This window comes from Yoonia sp., from assembly GCF_014859355.1.
Lineage (GTDB): Bacteria > Pseudomonadota > Alphaproteobacteria > Rhodobacterales > Rhodobacteraceae > Yoonia.
This window is the reverse complement of the sequence record NZ_JACUUJ010000011.1, coordinates 57382-74613: the sequence shown is the minus strand read 5'-3', so window position 1 is coordinate 74613 and position 17232 is coordinate 57382. Positions and strand designations below refer to the sequence as shown.

General features: G+C 57.5%; 15 protein-coding genes. 5 read left to right on the top strand and 10 right to left on the bottom strand.

Annotated features, from left to right (window positions below):
- Positions 1 to 60 precede the first annotated feature (60 nt).
- Positions 61 to 711, top strand: coding sequence for a hypothetical protein (locus tag IBX59_RS06255; RefSeq protein WP_296373516.1), 651 nt, complete (start codon positions 61 to 63; stop codon positions 709 to 711).
- A 155-nt stretch (positions 712 to 866) separates the two neighbouring features.
- Here the strand turns inward: IBX59_RS06255 and IBX59_RS06250 are convergent, their stop codons facing one another.
- Positions 867 to 1940 (bottom strand): ABC transporter ATP-binding protein, encoded by a 1074-nt coding sequence (locus tag IBX59_RS06250; RefSeq protein WP_296373514.1) that lies wholly within the window; start codon positions 1938 to 1940, stop codon positions 867 to 869.
- 104 nt (positions 1941 to 2044) lie between these two features.
- The gene (locus IBX59_RS06245; RefSeq protein WP_296373512.1) at positions 2045 to 2824 is read right to left on the bottom strand and encodes an SDR family oxidoreductase; all 780 of its coding nucleotides are present in this window, start codon (positions 2822 to 2824) and stop codon (positions 2045 to 2047) included.
- Positions 2825 to 2967: 143 nt separating this feature from the next.
- Between IBX59_RS06245 and IBX59_RS06240 the strand changes: the two genes are divergently transcribed.
- Entirely contained in the window at positions 2968 to 3921 is a 954-nt protein-coding gene (locus IBX59_RS06240; RefSeq protein ID WP_296373509.1) for a Hint domain-containing protein, read from the top strand.
- Between the two features lie 229 nt (positions 3922 to 4150).
- Here the strand turns inward: IBX59_RS06240 and IBX59_RS06235 are convergent, their stop codons facing one another.
- The gene (locus IBX59_RS06235; protein ID WP_296373507.1) at positions 4151 to 4810 is read right to left on the bottom strand and encodes a hypothetical protein; all 660 of its coding nucleotides are present in this window, start codon (positions 4808 to 4810) and stop codon (positions 4151 to 4153) included.
- A 40-nt stretch (positions 4811 to 4850) separates the two neighbouring features.
- Here IBX59_RS06235 and IBX59_RS06230 point away from each other — a divergent pair, with 40 nt between their 5' ends.
- The 3 genes from IBX59_RS06230 to IBX59_RS06220 all read left to right on the top strand — a co-directional run bounded on the left by IBX59_RS06230 (position 4851) and on the right by IBX59_RS06220 (position 8587).
- A complete protein-coding gene (locus IBX59_RS06230; RefSeq protein ID WP_296373505.1) occupies positions 4851 to 6446 on the top strand; it encodes a peptide chain release factor 3 in 1596 nt (531 codons plus the stop codon).
- A gap of 37 nt (positions 6447 to 6483) precedes the next feature.
- On the top strand, positions 6484 to 6969 hold the full coding sequence (locus IBX59_RS06225) for a hypothetical protein (protein ID WP_296373503.1): 486 nt from the start codon (positions 6484 to 6486) through the stop codon (positions 6967 to 6969).
- A 145-nt stretch (positions 6970 to 7114) separates the two neighbouring features.
- A complete protein-coding gene (locus tag IBX59_RS06220) occupies positions 7115 to 8587 on the top strand; it encodes a DEAD/DEAH box helicase (protein WP_296373501.1) in 1473 nt (490 codons plus the stop codon).
- Between the two features lie 66 nt (positions 8588 to 8653).
- On the opposite strand, the gene IBX59_RS06215 is transcribed toward IBX59_RS06220, so the two are convergent.
- The 7 genes from IBX59_RS06215 to nuoK are packed head-to-tail and all read right to left on the bottom strand — an operon-like array spanning position 8654 to position 17211.
- Positions 8654 to 10318: a ribonuclease J gene (locus tag IBX59_RS06215; RefSeq protein ID WP_296373499.1), complete on the bottom strand. Its 1665-nt coding sequence runs from the start codon at positions 10316 to 10318 to the stop codon at positions 8654 to 8656.
- Entirely contained in the window at positions 10315 to 11088 is a 774-nt protein-coding gene (locus IBX59_RS06210) for a type III pantothenate kinase (RefSeq protein ID WP_296373497.1), read from the bottom strand. The genes IBX59_RS06215 and IBX59_RS06210 overlap by 4 nt, the downstream gene beginning before the upstream one ends.
- 11 nt (positions 11089 to 11099) lie before the next feature.
- On the bottom strand, positions 11100 to 11861 hold the full coding sequence (locus tag IBX59_RS06205; RefSeq protein WP_296373496.1) for a biotin--[acetyl-CoA-carboxylase] ligase: 762 nt from the start codon (positions 11859 to 11861) through the stop codon (positions 11100 to 11102).
- Positions 11851 to 13287, bottom strand: coding sequence for an NADH-quinone oxidoreductase subunit NuoN (gene nuoN, locus IBX59_RS06200; protein ID WP_296373495.1), 1437 nt, complete (start codon positions 13285 to 13287; stop codon positions 11851 to 11853). Before nuoN ends, IBX59_RS06205 begins: the two co-directional genes overlap by 11 nt.
- Before the next feature lie 12 nt (positions 13288 to 13299).
- Complete coding sequence (locus tag IBX59_RS06195; RefSeq protein WP_296373492.1) at positions 13300 to 14841, bottom strand: NADH-quinone oxidoreductase subunit M; 1542 nt, start codon at positions 14839 to 14841, stop codon at positions 13300 to 13302.
- A complete protein-coding gene (nuoL, locus tag IBX59_RS06190; protein WP_296373491.1) occupies positions 14841 to 16901 on the bottom strand; it encodes an NADH-quinone oxidoreductase subunit L in 2061 nt (686 codons plus the stop codon). Before nuoL ends, IBX59_RS06195 begins: the two co-directional genes overlap by 1 nt.
- Before the next feature lie 4 nt (positions 16902 to 16905).
- A complete protein-coding gene (gene nuoK, locus IBX59_RS06185; RefSeq protein ID WP_296373489.1) occupies positions 16906 to 17211 on the bottom strand; it encodes an NADH-quinone oxidoreductase subunit NuoK in 306 nt (101 codons plus the stop codon).
- Positions 17212 to 17232: the final 21 nt, after the last annotated feature.

Here is a 17232-nt window from a genome sequence, read left to right as displayed (position 1 = left end):
CTACCACACTGGATTCACTAGATGAATCCCTCACGGGATTTGTGCAACAGAGCCCAACGCATGACATCGTGGAACCCAGAAGTCTTCGACAGACACATTGATCCGATATTCACAGAATTCTCGTCGGCTGAAATTCCCGAACCTGCATTTGGTACGGATGGTCACTATTGGATGACCGATTACTTCCTCAATTCTACATTTGGTGACCGTTTTGAGGGACGGTCGCACCAGTTAATCATGGGCTTTATCTGGAGGTCTCAGCTCTGTTTCCAAAACTATTCATCCGCCAGAGAATCCACATTAGGCTACCTTGATGCACACGACCCAACGAAACCAAAATTTACCCTATACTTCCGCGCACTTGGTGCTTGGGAGATATTTCTCCTGAACGGTATGATTGCCATCGACTATTTAAACAAGATAAAGGGACAAAATTCCTTCGCTGCCGGCGATGGAACGAAGGAACAGCGAATTTGGGAAAGTGGGAATGACATAAAGCACATGCAAAGTTCCCTAAAGACGGGTTCTACCAATCATTATGCAATATTACCCATCATCCTGACGAATGTAGGGGTGAAGACATCATCAGGCAACTTAGTTTCTTACCTCGAAATGTTCGAGTTGCTTCAAGACTTTGAGAATATCGTAGATGAAGTGAAAGATCCGCGCGGAATGCTCGAAAAGCGGCTAGCAGAAGAAAAAGAGCAATAGAGTATGTGTGCCAAATAGGTCATTAAGAAACCGAAAATAGCTATTCGATTGGTAGCGTTACGGCATGCCACATTAGCAAGATCGGCCGTAGGTAGAGGTCCGCGCTAGACTTAAATGTCCATCGGTATATCACTGCACCACCTTCCACTCCCACCTCACAAACCCCTCGGAAACACGAAACACCGGTCGCGGCGGATCATGATCCACAAGGGCGTGCCGGGTTTGGGCAAAAACACCGATGGCACCGATGTGCGCAGGATGGACCCGTCGAAATCCATGCGGAATTCCACAAGGCTGGATGACCCCATGAACCGCGCGCGTTGCACGATTCCGCGCGCGGCTGTGCCATCCTCTGGCGTGGGGTTGGGGCCGCGGCCGCCGCGGTCAAAGTCGATTTTCAGGTGCTGGGGCCGGATCACGATATCAACCTCGGTCCCGTCCGGCACGCCGGGGGCCAGGAACTGCCCAAAGGGCGTATCGGTCAACGCACCCTGCACTTTGCCCCGAATGACGTTTATATCGCTGAAAAACGCGGCCGCCCGCAGATCTTTTGGCGCGTTATAGATGTTATAGGGCGCCCCGCGCTGCACGATCTTGCCGTCGCGCATCAGGGCGATTTCATCGGCCATGCGCATCGCCTCGCCCGGTTCATGCGTAACCAACAACACCGCCGCGCCTTCGCTTTTCAAGACCTCAAGCGTTTCATCGCGGATGTCATCGCGCAAGCGGTCATCAAGGCCGGAAAAAGGCTCGTCCATCAGCATGATGCGGGGTTTGGGGGCAAGCGCGCGGGCCAGGGCCACACGCTGTTGTTCGCCCCCCGACAACTGGTGCGGGTATTCGTCGATATATCGCCCCATCCCGACCTTGGCCAACAGCGCCTGCACCCGTGCGGCGGCATCGCGCCCCCGCAGCCCGAACGCCACGTTCTGTCCCACCGTCAGATGCGGGAACAACGCGAAATCCTGAAACATCAACCCGATCGACCGGCCTTCGGGGGGGATGCGGAAAACGGTGTCGCAGACCAGATTGCCATCCACATGGATGGTGCCGCTGTCCTGCATTTCGACCCCGGCAATAATACGCAGCGTCGTTGATTTACCACAGCCCGACGGCCCAAGCAGGCACGTCACCTGCCCCGGCATCACCGTCAGGCTGACATCATCCACCACCCGGCGACCGCTAAAATCCTTGACGATGTTCCTGATCTCTAGCCGTGGCGTCGCCATAAAGGGGGGTTATCCCTGAGTAAAACAATTAGGTATACCGCACTTAGCAACTGACGCGCCGGTGGGCAAGGTCAGCCGGGCGCGGTGTGGCACCCGGCCAAAAATCAGATCGTGGCGTTGATCGCGCCGCCATCCAGCACGATGTTCTGCCCGACGATAAAACCCGCGTGCTGCGAACATAGGAAAGCGCACATCGCGCCAAACTCTGCCGCCGTGCCATAGCGCCGCGCAGGGATTGTTGCCTGTCGTTGCGCCGTGGCGGTGGCCATATCGATCCCTTGCGCCTTGGCCACGCCCGCATCCAGGCTGTCGGCGCGATCCGTTGCATGGATACCGGGCAACAGGTTGTTGATGTTCACACCATATTGCGCGACCTGCCGCGATGTGCCCGCGACATACCCCGTCAGCCCCGCACGGGCCGCATTGGACAGGCCCAACTGCGCAATGGGCGCCTTGACCGACCCCGATGTGATGTTGACCACGCGGCCCCACCTGCGATCAATCATACCGGGCATCAGCGCCTTCATCAGCGCGATAGGCGCCAGCATATTCGCATCAAGTGCTGCGATGAAATCATCGCGGCCCCAGTCCGACCACACCCCCGGCGGTGGGCCGCCAGCGTTGTTGACCAGAATATCCACATCGCCTGCTGCGGCCAGCAAGGCCGCGCGCCCTTCCTCGGTTGCCACGTCGGCGGCAACGGTGACCACCTGAACCCCATGCGCCGCGCGGATGGCGGCCGCTGTGGCCTCTAACGCGTCAGCGCCGCGCGCGTTCAGCACAAGGTTGACACCCGCGCCGGCCAATGCTTCGGCACATCCACGCCCCAAACCCTTTGACGATGCGCAGACCAATGCACGCTTTGCGCTGATACCCAGATCCATGGATCTTCCTTCACGTTGTTTCTGATTTCCTCTCTGGCTTTAACACTCTGTTACCCTGTCAGCAACGTGATGCTGGCGCGCGGCCTTTCCGGCTTGGCGAAGCATCGAACCCGGTGTAAACTCAATCCTCGATGGAAAATCCAATGATCATCCCCGTATACAACGCAGAACATATAGTCGTCACCGGTGGTGCTGCCTTGGGCGAGCCGATTTCATTTTCCGACGAACTGGTTCTTGATGATGTCTATCAACTGCGCCCCAACGGCCAACTGGTGAACCTTGACATCATGGTGAACGCAAAAACAGGCGTGTTCACCAGTAGAAACCACCACGGGCAGCGTTTCCATCTGGATTGTTGCCTGACGCTGATGACACATGCGGGCCTGACGCAAGAGGCGTTGATCCTGGTTGCCGTGACCGATGATGAGGTCGATGCGGTTTATCTGCTGCCACTGGCCCAGCTGGAACCACAGGTTGATTACCGCCTGATCGGCATTGAAAGGCATACCGCGACCCGCCGGTTTGCGCAGGCAGGTTGCGGCGCATTCGGCGGCGGCACAAGGATTACCTTGTCAGACGGACGGCTTTGCCCGGTTGAAAACCTTGCGGCTGGCGATCTGGTGTTGACGCGGGATCATGGCCCGCAACACGTGCGATGGATTGAAAAGACGACGCTGCGCGCCTGCGGCAGCTTTGCCCCGGTCGTGATCAATAAGGGGGTACTAAACAATGATGCCGATCTGGTGGTGCGCGCAGATCATCGGCTTTTTGTCTATCAGCGGGTCGATTACCTACGCGTAGGCCGGGCAGAGGTTTTGATCAAGGCAAGCCAAATGATTGATGATGATGGGATTTATCTGCGTCAGGGTGGTTTTATTGATTATTTCCAGCTGGTTTTCGATGCCCATTACCTGATCTTTGCCGAAGGCATCTGCGCCGAAACGCAACGCATTGATGCCTTGTCACGCCCCGGCCTGCACCTAGCGGTCAATCTGCCGGATCATCCCCCCAGCCGCATTTTGTCGTATGATGTCGCCACCGATCTGATCGCCTCGACACAGGCGGCAGACCTGTTGCGCCGCGCCTCTGCCGGCTAAGGTTGCTGCAGACCTGCAAAGCTCTCATCAAAAATTTCGATGGTTCCTGCCTTCGAGATATCACCGGGAATCACACCAGCGATGGCGTCACCGTCGCGCCCGCGAAAATCACCCCGCAGCGCCGCCGTAACCGCATGCGCGGCCCGAAAGGGACACGCCCAAAAAGAATGCGATCCATCGTTTCATCCCTCAACTACTAGCGCCAAACAGGTTAAAGTGTTGTGAAATTCTATTGCGCCACTTCCCCAACCAACAGTAGCGTCGCATTGGTCATGATGCCGTTGTGAAGGACCGCCGCCTCTAGCTCTGACAGGCTGATCGCGGCGATGGGCGTCGCCAGAAAACTGCCCGCTGCGGTGCCGTCGAAAACCAGCGTTTCATCTGGCGCGGTCAGCATCCCCGCATATTCCAGCCGCACATCGCTGGCCGCAGCGCCGCCCACCGCGCCGCTGATCACTGCGATATCACCTGCATAATCAACAACCTGGCCCTGACTATTCGTGCCAAAAAACCGATTCATATGCCCGGCGATCTGTTCGGTTTCAAAGGTGACGCTGACCAAAAGGTCGCCAAACAGCACTAGCGGGTCTTGCGCCTCTATGTTGATGGTTGCGAAGCCTGCAAAATCGACGGTGCCGCTGGTTGGCATCTCCGCGGTCACGGGCATCGCCATAACGCCCGCGCCCGGATCCCCCAGAACCCGCAGTTTTTGCGCCGCGTAGATATCCAGCCGCCCAAGGCGCGGGTCAATCCCGCTGCCGGGGCTGTCACCACCGCCAGCGCCACAGGCCGCCAAAACAAGCGCCGCAAGAAATATGGAAAACATGCGCAACATCATCTGCACAGATTTATACCCGACATCCAAAGCTTTGGTTAAATTGCGTCGCACCCGATTGCCCTTTGCAGCCCAAAGACATAAGTGAACGGGCATGACAAATCGCCCTGCCCTTCCTGCCGAAATCGCCCGCCGCCGGACCTTTGCGATCATTTCGCACCCCGACGCAGGCAAGACGACGCTGACCGAAAAATTCCTGCTGTATGGCGGTGCCATCCAGATGGCCGGACAGGTCCGCGCCAAAGGCGAGGCACGGCGCACGCGGTCTGATTTCATGCAGATGGAAAAGGATCGCGGGATTTCAGTTTCCGCATCAGCAATGTCGTTTGATTTTGGCAAATACCGGTTCAACCTTGTTGACACGCCCGGCCACTCGGATTTTTCCGAAGACACCTATCGCACGCTGACGGCGGTGGATGCGGCTGTCATGGTGATCGACGGGGCAAAAGGCGTGGAAAGCCAGACCCGCAAACTGTTCGAGGTGTGCCGCCTGCGCGACCTGCCGATTCTGACCTTTTGCAACAAGATGGACCGCGAAAGCCGCGATACATTCGAAATCATTGACGAAATTCAGGAAAACCTTGCCATTGACGTGACACCGGCCAGTTGGCCCATTGGCGTGGGGCGTGAATTCATCGGCTGCTATGACATCCTGCGCGACCAGCTGGAACTGATGGACCGTGCCGACCGCAACAAAATTGCGGAAACCGTCCAGATCAACGGGTTGGATGACCCCAAACTGGCAGAACATGTGCCTGCCGACCTGCTGGCAAAGTTTCTTGAAGAAATCGAAATGGCCAAGGAATTGCTGCCGCCCCTTGACCCTGAAAGCGTGCTGAACGGATCCATGACACCGATCTGGTTCGGCTCTGCGATCAATTCGTTCGGCGTCAAGGAACTGATGGAAGGTCTGGCGACCTATGGGCCGGAACCACAGATCCAGACCGCGCAACCCCGCAACATCGCCCCCGAAGAACCCACAGTGACCGGTTTCGTGTTCAAGGTGCAGGCAAACATGGACCCCAAGCACCGCGACCGCGTGGCCTTTGTGCGCCTTGCATCGGGCCATTTCGAACGCGGCATGAAGCTGACCCATGTGCGCAGTAAAAAACAAATGTCGATCACCAACCCGGTGCTGTTTCTGGCCGCCGACCGCGAACTGGCCGAAGAAGCATGGGCCGGCGATATCATCGGCATCCCCAACCACGGGCAGTTGCGCATCGGCGACACCCTGACCGAGGGCGAGGCGATCCGCGTCTCTGGCATCCCGTCGTTTGCGCCCGAACTGCTGCAAACCTGCCGCGCGGGCGATCCGCTGAAGGCCAAGCACCTTGAAAAGGCGCTGATGCAGTTTTCTGAAGAAGGGGCCGCCAAAGTGTTCAAGCCTACATTCGGGTCGGGTTTTATCGTCGGCGTTGTGGGCGCGTTGCAATTCGAGGTGCTGGCCAGCCGGATCGAGCTGGAATACGGCCTGCCTGTGCGGTTCGAAGCATCGCAGTTCACATCGGCGCGCTGGGTGTCGGGCGAAAAGGGCGCCGTGGACAAATTCATTGCCGCCAACAAACAGCATATCGCCACGGATAACGACGGCGACACCGTTTATTTGACCCGCCTGCAATGGGATATTGACCGGATCGGGCGCGATTACCCTGATGTGCATCTGACAGCGACCAAGGAAATGATGGTGTAACCATTCTTTAACGCCTTTGCGGCATCAAGGACGCATGGTGGCCCGCTTTTTGTTCTTATGCCTGATCTTTGCCGCCTGCACCGCGCAGGCCGATGTCGTCATGCGATATGATGACTGGACCGGTTTTCACGAAATCATCACGCCAGAGCATGAGATTTTCCGCGACAGCCGCGCCATCATGACGGTGCGCCCGGTGATGATCATCCGCGACGGGCAGCGCCAGTTCGGCATACTGACCAATATCCGCAGGCGGGTGCCCAATGGCCCTGTTGTTGAAACCGTCCATGCGGGCGATATCCGGTTGCAATATCAGATGCATGACAGGATATGGTCGCATTGCGTCGACGGTTGCCAGCGTGCCGAGGTGGGGTTGATTCCCCTGACCGAGGCGGCCTTTCGCGCTGCCGCGCGCACGGGGCTGCCACTGCGGGTGCAGGGGCGGCGCGGGCGCTATCACGGTTTGGTGCCGCCGGACCTGCTGCAACAGGTGCTGGATGCCAATGATCGCCTGACAAAGCATTAGACAGGTGATGTGCAGGGCAGCTTCTTGACGCTTTGGGCGGTTTCCGTTATGCGCATACGTGGCTAAATTGGCCAACGACGCCGGGACGCTCGGATAAATGCGTCCTTTCACAATTGCGGTCCGTAACCGCATACTTAGGATGCTTATGACGAAATTTTCCGATATGAACCTTGACGCCAAGGTTCTGAAGGCCGTGGCCGAAACCGGCTATGACACCCCGACCCCCATTCAGGAAGGCGCGATTCCACCCGCGCTTGAAGGCCGCGATGTTTTGGGTATTGCCCAGACCGGCACTGGCAAAACCGCCGCATTCACGTTGCCAATGATCACCCTGTTAGGCCGTGGCCGGGCCCGCGCGCGGATGCCGCGTTCGCTGGTGCTGGCCCCCACGCGGGAACTGGCGGCACAGGTGGCCGAAAACTTTGACGCCTATGCCAAACACACCAAACTGTCCAAGGCGCTGCTGATCGGTGGCACCAGTTTCAAGGATCAGGATATGCTGATCGACAAGGGTGTCGATGTGTTGATCGCGACCCCGGGTCGCCTGCTAGACCATCTGGAACGCGGCAAGCTGATCCTGACCGATGTCAAGATCATGGTGGTGGACGAAGCCGACCGCATGCTTGACATGGGGTTCATCCCCGACATCGAGGAAATTTTCAAACGCACGCCATTTACCCGCCAGACGCTGTTTTTCAGCGCCACCATGGCGCCCGAGATCGAGCGGATCACAAACACCTTTCTGTCGAACCCCGCCAAGATCGAAGTGGCCCGCGCCGCGACCACCAACGTGAACATCAAACAAGGCGTTGTGATGTTCAAAGCCTCTTCCAAACTTAAGGAAGCCGCCGAAAAGCGCGCCCTGTTGCGGGCGCTGATCGACGCCGAAGGCGACGCCTGTTCGAACGCCATCATCTTTTGCAACCGCAAGTCCGACGTGGATATCGTTGCGAAATCCCTGAACAAATACGGCTATGATGCAGCCCCGATCCACGGTGATCTGGATCAAAGCCACCGCACCCGCACATTGGAAGGGTTCCGCGACAATAAACTGCGGTTCCTTGTCGCCTCTGACGTGGCCGCGCGGGGGCTGGATATTCCGGCTGTGACGCATGTGTTCAATTTCGATGTGCCCAGCCACGCCGAAGATTACGTGCACCGAATCGGTCGCACCGGCCGTGCGGGCCGCAGTGGCACCGCGATCATGCTGTGCGTGCCACGCGATGAAAAGAACCTCGAAGATGTGGAACGTCTGGTGCAGAACGCAATTCCACGGCTGGAAAATCCTTTGGGTCAGACACCATCGGCACCTCAGGCCGAAGCACCCGAAGACAAGCCAAGGCGCACGCGCGCACGCCGGGGCGCACCCAAGCCTGACGCTGTGACAACGCCAGAAGCGGCACCGGCAGCCGTCGTGGCCAAGGCAGAGACCGCACCCGAACCAAAAGCAGCCGCAGAACGGCCTGCGCCCCGCACCCAACCTGCGCGTCAGGACCATGCACAGGGCGCCCGAGGCCGGACCAACGACCGCGGTCGTGGCGACCAGAAAATCATCGGGATGGGGGATGATACCCCTGCGTTTATTGCCAAAAGCTTTGAAGAACGCACAAAGGGCTAGTGGGTCGGGGCAAACCCCAACCTAACACAGCGCGATCGGCCGGGGTTTAACCCGGCCACACCAAGATCACGCCAAACGGCTGACGATCACCGTCACTTCGGGTTTCTTGCCGATTTCGCTTTGTGCTGACCGGCGGGCGATTGTGCGCAGCTCTTTTTCCAGCTTCACATCATCGCGCAATGTTTTGGCATTGGCACGGTTCATGAACTGGCTCAGATCCTGTTCTACAACTTCGACCAATGACGCATTATTACGGCCCATTTCGGACAGGCCCGAAATTTCAACCCAAGGGTCACCCAGCGGTTCGTCGTTTTCATCCATGATCAGCGTGACAATCATATGCCCATTCAGCGCCATGCGAATCCGGTCGCGCACGATCCCGTCCATCGCGCCGACCTGCACCGACCCATCCAGATAGGTGCGGCCCGTTTCGATATATTCCGCAACCTTTGGCGCGTTGCCCGACAGATCAATCATCATGCCGTTGACAGCGACAATCCCGGTGATCCCACCCGCTTTGGCGACTTTTACGTGTTCACGCAGATGCCGGTGTTCGCCGTGCATCGGCACCAAAACCTGCGGTTTGACGATTTTATGCAACGCCTCCAGGTCAGGGCGGTTGGCGTGGCCGGACACGTGGTATTTACCGGCCGCATCGTCAATCACATCAACGCCCAGTTCTGACAGTTGGTTCATGATGCGGATCACGCCGCGTTCGTTGCCGGGGATCGTTTTTGACGAAAATAGAAAGGTATCCCCATCTTTCAGCGACAACCCCAAATATGACCCCTGCGCCAATTGCGCCGATGCCGCGCGCCGTTCGCCCTGTGATCCGGTGACCAGCAGCATCACGTTTTCACGCGGCATGCTCAGCGCATCCTCGGGGGAAATCACCGCTGGAAACCCTTCCAGAATACCCTCTTGAGTCGCCGCTTCGACCATGCGCTGCATGGCGCGCCCCAGCAACACAACTGACCGTCCCGCATCGCGCGCGGCCATCGCCAGCGTTTTCAGTCGTGCGATGTTGGACGCAAATGTTGTCGCAACAACCATGCCAGAGGCATTTTGCATCATCGCGGTGATCGCGGGTGCCAGCGATGCCTCGGACCGGCCCGGGGCATCTGAAAACACGTTCGTGCTGTCACAGATCAGGGCCTTGACGCCATTCTTTGACACCTCTTCCCAGATCGCCGCATTCCACGGGTCGCCCACCACCGGTGTTTCATCAATCTTGAAATCGCCCGAATGCAGCACCCGCCCCTGTGGCGTGTCAATCAGCAAGCCCGCGCTTTCGGGAATCGAATGGCTGATCGGCAGATACGACACTTTGAACGGGCCGCAATCGATGACCTGCGGGTAAAGGTCCACCACTTTGACGACGTTGGGGGAATGACCAAATTCTTCCAGCTTGCGCCGGGCAATATTCGCGGTGAATTTGCGGGCATAGACTGGTGCGCCCAGGCGTTGCCAGTAATGGCCAATCGCGCCCACGTGGTCTTCGTGGGCGTGGGTGATAAAGATGCCTTCGATCTGCGCGCGCCGCGCCTCAAGCCAGCTGATATCGGGCAGGATCAGATCAACGCCGGGGGTGCTGTCCATGTCGGGAAAGGTCACGCCCAGATCGACCACGATCAGACGTTCCTTGCCCGGCGCCCCATAGCCATAGACATAAGCGTTCATGCCGATCTCGCCGGCGCCCCCAAGTGGCAGATAGATCAGGCGGTCAGTCATGTATTTTCCTTGTTATACGTATAAATTACGGTCAGGCCGTGGATTGTCAGATCATCCTCGAACGCATCGAAAAGCGGCTCGCTTTGCTGAAACAGCGGCGCCAGCCCCCCGGTCGAGATGACGCGCATCGGCGTGCCACGTTCAGCCTTGATCCGGTCGCATATCTCACGGACAAGGCCGATGTAACCCCAAAAAATCCCCGATTGCATGCAGGCCACGGTGTTTGTGCCCACGACCTGCTGGGGTTTTGTAATATCGACATGCGGCAGGGCGGCGGCAGCGTTATGCAGCGCCTCAAGGCTCAGGTTGACGCCCGGTGCGATGACCCCGCCCACATAGGCCCCATCCACATCAACCACGTCAAATGTCGTGGCTGTGCCAAAATCCACCACAATCAGATTGCCGCCATGCCTGTCAAAGGCACCCGCCGCATTCACCAGACGGTCAGGGCCAACCTGTGTGCCTTCGTCCACACGCGGCTGCGTGGGCAACAGGCAATCAGGCTTGCCCACCACCAACGGGCGACAATTGAAATAACGGTCGGCAAAGACGCGCAGGTTGAACACAACACGCGGCACGGTGGAACTGACGATAACCTCGTCGATCTTTACATCAAGTTTCTGGAAATGCATCAGGCTGGATAGCCAGACATAATACTGATCCGCCGTCCGCTGCCATTCGGTTGCGGTGCGCCATGTGGCGATAAACCGCGTGCCATCCCAGATCGAAAACACGGTGTTGGTATTGCCGCAGTCAATCGCCAAAAGCATGGCAAGCCCCCCTAAAAAAACACATCGGCAGCCGAAATGGCGCAAGGCCCGGTGCCGGTGATCAGCACAAGGTTACCGTCAACGTCGATGCTGTCAAAAATACCCGTGATATCCTGCTTGCCGGTACGGGCGGTGATGACTTCGCCCAGACGCGCGGCATGGCGCAGCCAATCCTGCCGGATCCGCGCAAAGCCAAGATGCGCCAGTTTGTCTTCCTGCGTGGCATAGGCATCGGCAAGGGTGGCCAGAAAATCAAGCGGTTCCACATCCCAGCCGCCTGCCGCCTTCAGGCTGATGGGGGGAAAACCGGCACCGGCCACGCGATCAGGCACTTGGGCCAGGTTGACGCCAAACCCGATCGCCAACCAATCCACGAACCGCCCCTGCCCGCTGCTTTCCAGCAGGATGCCTGCAACCTTGCCCCCGGACAAAAGCACATCATTGGGCCATTTGAGGCTTAGCTTTTCTGAAGGCACATAGATCGACAAGGCCGCATACAGCGCATTCGCCGCCATGAACGACCGTTTCGCCGCCTCGGCCGGGGTCGCCTGGGGGCGGAAAACCAAGGTGGCGTTCAGGTTGCCGTGTGGTGCAATCCATGCGCGCCCGCGCCGTCCGCGCCCCGCCGTCTGTTCATGCGCCATGATCCATGTAGGACGGTCAATCGTGGCCACCCGCCGTGCAGCCTCGGCCATGGTGCTGTCCACGCTGTCCAAAACGACCCGGGCATAACCGTCGGGCCACTGCCCATGGCTGTTGCCGTCAGTTGACAAGCGTGGCTGCCGCGGCGGCGGCCAAGGGTTCGATCCCGAACAGGTTGACCACACCGACCACCATGATCAATGCCGACCCCATCAGGAAAGTCCACAGCACCGGGTTCAGCTTGCCATCCAACCCGAGCCCTTCTTGGCCGAAATACATGTAATAGACGACCCGCAGGTAATAGAAGGCGCCAATCACCGATGCGACCACACCGGCCACAGCCAACCATGCAAGCCCACCGTCATAAGCTGCCCGCAAAACATAAAATTTTCCGAAAAACCCGACCATGGGCGGCACGCCTGCAAGGCTGAACAACAGCACGAGCATGGCCAAGGCACTTAACGGCTGGCGCTTGCTATATTGGCGCAGGCTATCAATGTTTGTCACCGGCACCCCGTCGCGTTCCATACCAAGAATAAAGGCAAAGGTGCCAACGTTCATCGTCACGTAAATCGCCATATAGATCAACATCGCCTGCACGCCAAACGCTGTGCCGGCGGCCAGCCCCATCAAGGCAAAGCCCATGTGCGCAATGGATGAATAGGCCATCAGCCGTTTGATATCGCGCTGGCCGATCGCGGCAATTGCCCCCAGAAACATCGACGCAACAGACAGGAATGCCACGATTTGCTGCCAGTCCCCCACGATCCCGCCAAAGGCATCATGCACGACACGCGCGAACAACGCGATGGCTGCCACTTTGGGGGCCGTGGCAAAGAACGCAGTAACCGGCGTGGGCGATCCTTCGTAAACGTCCGGCGTCCACATATGGAAAGGGGCCGCCGACACTTTGAACGCAATGCCCGCAATCAGGAAAACCAGACCAAACAAAAGCCCAAGCGACGGGTCATTCGCGGTTGCGTCGATGATGCCGCTGAACAATGTCGTCCCGGCAAACCCATAAGTCAGCGATGCCCCATACAGCAACAAACCCGATGACAACGCGCCCAGAACAAAATATTTCAACCCTGCCTCTGTCGATTTCACACTGTCGCGGCGCAATGATGCCACCACGTAAAGCGCCAGCGATTGCAGTTCCAACCCCATGTAAAGCGCCATCAAGTCGCCTGCGCTGACCATCACCATCATGCCCACCACGGCCAGGGCCACCAATACCGGGTATTCAAACCGCAATAGACCGCGGCGCTTCAGATAGCTTTCCGACATCAACAATACGGCAGCCGCAGACAAAAGCACCGTGACCTTGGCAAAACGGGCAAAACCGTCATCAACAAACATGCCATCAAAGGCCTGCTGCGTGCCTTGTCCGTTCACCCCGATCCACAGGGCAAGCAGCACAAACAACCCAGATGTCACCCACGTCAGAAGCGATGCGGCACCGTCCTTGGTGGTATAAACCGCGCCAAGCAGCGCCAGCATGGCATAAACCGCCAGCAGGATCTCTGGCATGACGATTTGGATGTCAGAAGCGATCATTGAGTCCGTTCCTTACTGCGATGCGAACTGCGTGGCGGCATCAAAAGTGGCCAATGCAGTGTCATAATTGCCGACAAGCGCGGTCACGCTTGGGCCGATGATGTCAAGAACCAGCGCCGGATAAACGCCAAGGATCAGCGTCATGGCCACCAGAGGGGCGAAAATCAGCTTTTCACGTCCCGACATGTCCTTGATGGTTTTCAGGCTTTCTTTGATCAGGTCGCCCAGCACAACCCGGCGATACAGCCACAGCGCATAAGACGCCGACAGGATCACCCCGGATGTTGCCACCACGGCCACCCATGTATTGACCTGGAAAATGCCCACCAGCGTCAGGAATTCACCAACAAACCCCGATGTACCCGGCAGGCCAACGTTCGCCATCGTGAAGAACATGAAGATCAGCGCATAGGCCGGCATACGGTTGACCAAACCGCCATAGGCGTCGATTTCACGGGTGTGCATCCTGTCATAGATCACGCCTACGCACAGGAACAAGGCGCCAGCGATAAAGCCGTGGCTGATCATCTGGAAAATTGCGCCGTCGATCCCTTGTTGGTTGACCGCAAATATCCCCATCGTCACATATCCCATGTGCGCGACGGACGAATAGGCGATCAGCTTTTTCATGTCTTCCTGCACAAGCGCCACAAAGGACGTATAGACAATGGCAATCGCTGACATCCACAGCACCAGCGGGCCCATCACCTCTGATCCGACAGGGAACATCGGCAGGCTAAACCGCAAAAGCCCATAGCCGCCCATTTTCAACATGATCGACGCCAACACGACCGACCCCGCAGTGGGTGCCTGAACGTGTGCGTCAGGCAACCATGTATGCACCGGCCACATCGGCAGTTTGACCGCAAAGCTGGCAAAAAAGGCGAGCCACAGCAATGTCTGCATACCGCCGACGATCTGAATGCCCAGCACGCTGAAGTTTTCAGTGCCAAAGCTGTGGGTCATCAGCGTTGGAATATCGGTTGTCCCCGCATCCGCGAACATCGCCACCATCGCCACCAGCATCAGCACCGAGCCAAGGAACGTATAAAGGAAAAATTTGAACGATGCGTAAATCCGGTTCTTGCCGCCCCATATCCCGATGATAAGGAACATCGGGATCAGGCCAGCCTCGAAGAACAGATAAAACAGCACCAGGTCAAGCGCCAGAAACACACCCAGCATCAGGGTTTCCAGAACCAGAAACGCGATCATGTATTCCTTGACCCGCGTCGTGACGTTCCAGCAGGCCGCGATCACCAGCGGCATCAGGAAGGTTGTCAGCATGACAAACAGAATGCTGATCCCGTCCACACCCATCTTGTATTGCAGGCCAAGCAACCAAGGCCGGCTTTCCACCATCTGAAATCCGGTATTCGCAGGATCAAAGTTGGCAAGGATGAAGATCGAACAGATAAAGGTGACAACCGTCGTGACCAGCGCCACCCATTTGGCGTTCGTTTGTGCAGCAACATCATCGCCGCGCAAGAACAGCGCCAAAATGACAGCCCCCAACATAGGGATAAATGTCGTCAGTGAAAGGATATTGCCCATCAGTTTGCCCCCCCGGTCAACGTCACCCAAGTCAGCAAGGCCGCGATCCCCAGCACCATAGCCAAGGCATAGGTAAACACGTAACCGGACTGCGCCCGCCCCGCGAGCCGTGTAAAGAATGGGATGATCCCCATGGCCAACCCGTTGATCCCGCCGTCAATCAATCTGCTGTCGCCCTGTTTCCATAGGAAACGCCCCAGCGCCAAGGCCGGTTTGACGAAAATGAAGTGATACAATTCGTCAAAATACCATTTGTTCAGCAAGAAGTTATACAACGGTGCCTGCTGTCGCGCCAGTTTACCAGGCAGATCAGGACGGCGGATATACATCTGATAGGCCAAGGCCAGACCGGCCAGCATCGCCACGAAAGGTGACAGCTTGACCCAGACAGGCACGGCATGTGCGTCGTTCAGCACATGGTTGTCGGGGCTGTTATGAATGGCCCCTTCACCGGGCGCGCCAACCAGATTGTAGTGCAGCTTGCCATGGTCGCCCTCGGCTGCGGCTTCGGCTGCGGCATAGGGCACGCCAAAAAATTTGCCGACCTTGTCATTCGACCCAAAGAACGCCCCATACCAGACCATGCCGCTGAATACAGCGCCAATCGCCAGCACATAAAGCGGCACCAGCATCGAATTGGGGCTTTCATGGGCATTGTCATGCGTATGCGCATCCCCGCGCGGGGTGCCATAGAATGTCATGAACATCAGCCGCCAGCTGTAGAAACTGGTCATCAGCGCGGCGATCACCAGCATCCAGAAGGCATAACCGCCCGCCGTGCCTGCATAGGCGCTTTCGATGATGGCATCTTTAGACACGAAACCCGCAAACCCGATGGGGAAACCCACGTATAGCAGCGGAATCCCCACGCCGGTGATCGCCAGCGTGCCGATCATCATCATCCAGAACGTCTTGGGGATTTTGTGACGCAAGCCGCCATAGTTCCGCATGTCCTGTTCATGGTGCATCGCGTGTATGACAGACCCGGCGCCAAGGAAAAGCATCGCCTTGAAAAACGCGTGCGTCAGCAGGTGGAACATGGCAACCGAATAAACGCCCAGCCCGGCAGCAACGAACATATAACCAAGCTGCGAACACGTCGAATAGGCAATCACGCGCTTGATATCGTTCTGCACCAAGCCCACGGTCGCTGCAAAAAACGCTGTCGTCGCACCAATGAACACGATGAACGCGGTCGCTTGCGGGGCATATTCCATCAGCGGCGACATTCGGCAAATCAGGAACACACCCGCCGTTACCATCGTGGCCGCGTGAATCAGGGCCGACACCGGTGTCGGGCCTTCCATCGCGTCGGGCAACCATGTGTGCAGGAACAATTGCGCGGATTTACCCATCGCCCCGATGAACAACAGCACGGCAATCAGGTTCAGAGTGTTCCAGTCGGCCCAGAGGAAGGTAATCGTGTGATCCTGCAAACCCGGCATCGCGGCAAAGATATCTTCGAACCGGATGCTGTCTGTCACCAGATAAAGCGCGAAAATCCCCAGTGCAAAACCGAAATCACCCACCCGGTTGACCACAAACGCCTTGATCGCGGCGGCATTTGCGCTGGGTTTGCGAAAGTAGAACCCGATCAGCAGGTAAGATGCCAGCCCGACACCTTCCCAGCCAAAGAACATCTGGACCAGATTATCGGCGGTCACCAGCATCAACATCGCGAAGGTAAAGAACGACAGATAGGCAAAAAACCGGGGGCGGTAACTTTCAGATTCTTTGAAGTTATGATCGTGCGCCATGTAGCCAAAGGAATACAGATGCACCAGCGCCGACACCGTGGTGATCACGATCAGCATGATCGCAGTCAGCCGGTCCATGCGGATCGCCCAATCGGCAGACAATGTGCCGCTTTCGATCCAGCGCAGGATCTGGATATTTTCGGTGGTGCCGTCAAATGTCAGGAACACGATCCACGACAGAAACGCCGACACAAACAACAGGCCGGTGGCTGTCCACTGGGCCGCCTTTTCGCCAAAGACCTTCCAGCCAAAGCCGCAGAGGATCGCACCGACAAGCGGGGCAAAGAGGATGATGGTTTCCATTTGGTCAGCCCTTCATCACGTTGACGTCTTCAACGTCGATGGTCCCGCGGTTGCGGAAGAAACAAACAAGGATTGCAAGGCCAATCGCGGCCTCTGCGGCGGCGACTGTCAACACGAACAGGGTAAAGACCTGCCCCACCAGATCGCCCAGATAGCTGGAAAACGCGACAAAGTTGATGTTCACCGCCAGCAGCATCAATTCAATGCTCATCAGCAGGATGATCACGTTCTTGCGGTTCAGAAACAGGCCGAAAATGCCAATCACAAACAGCGCCGCCGCAACGGCCAGATAGTGTTCAAGTCCGATCATTGGCACAGTCCTTTGATTTTC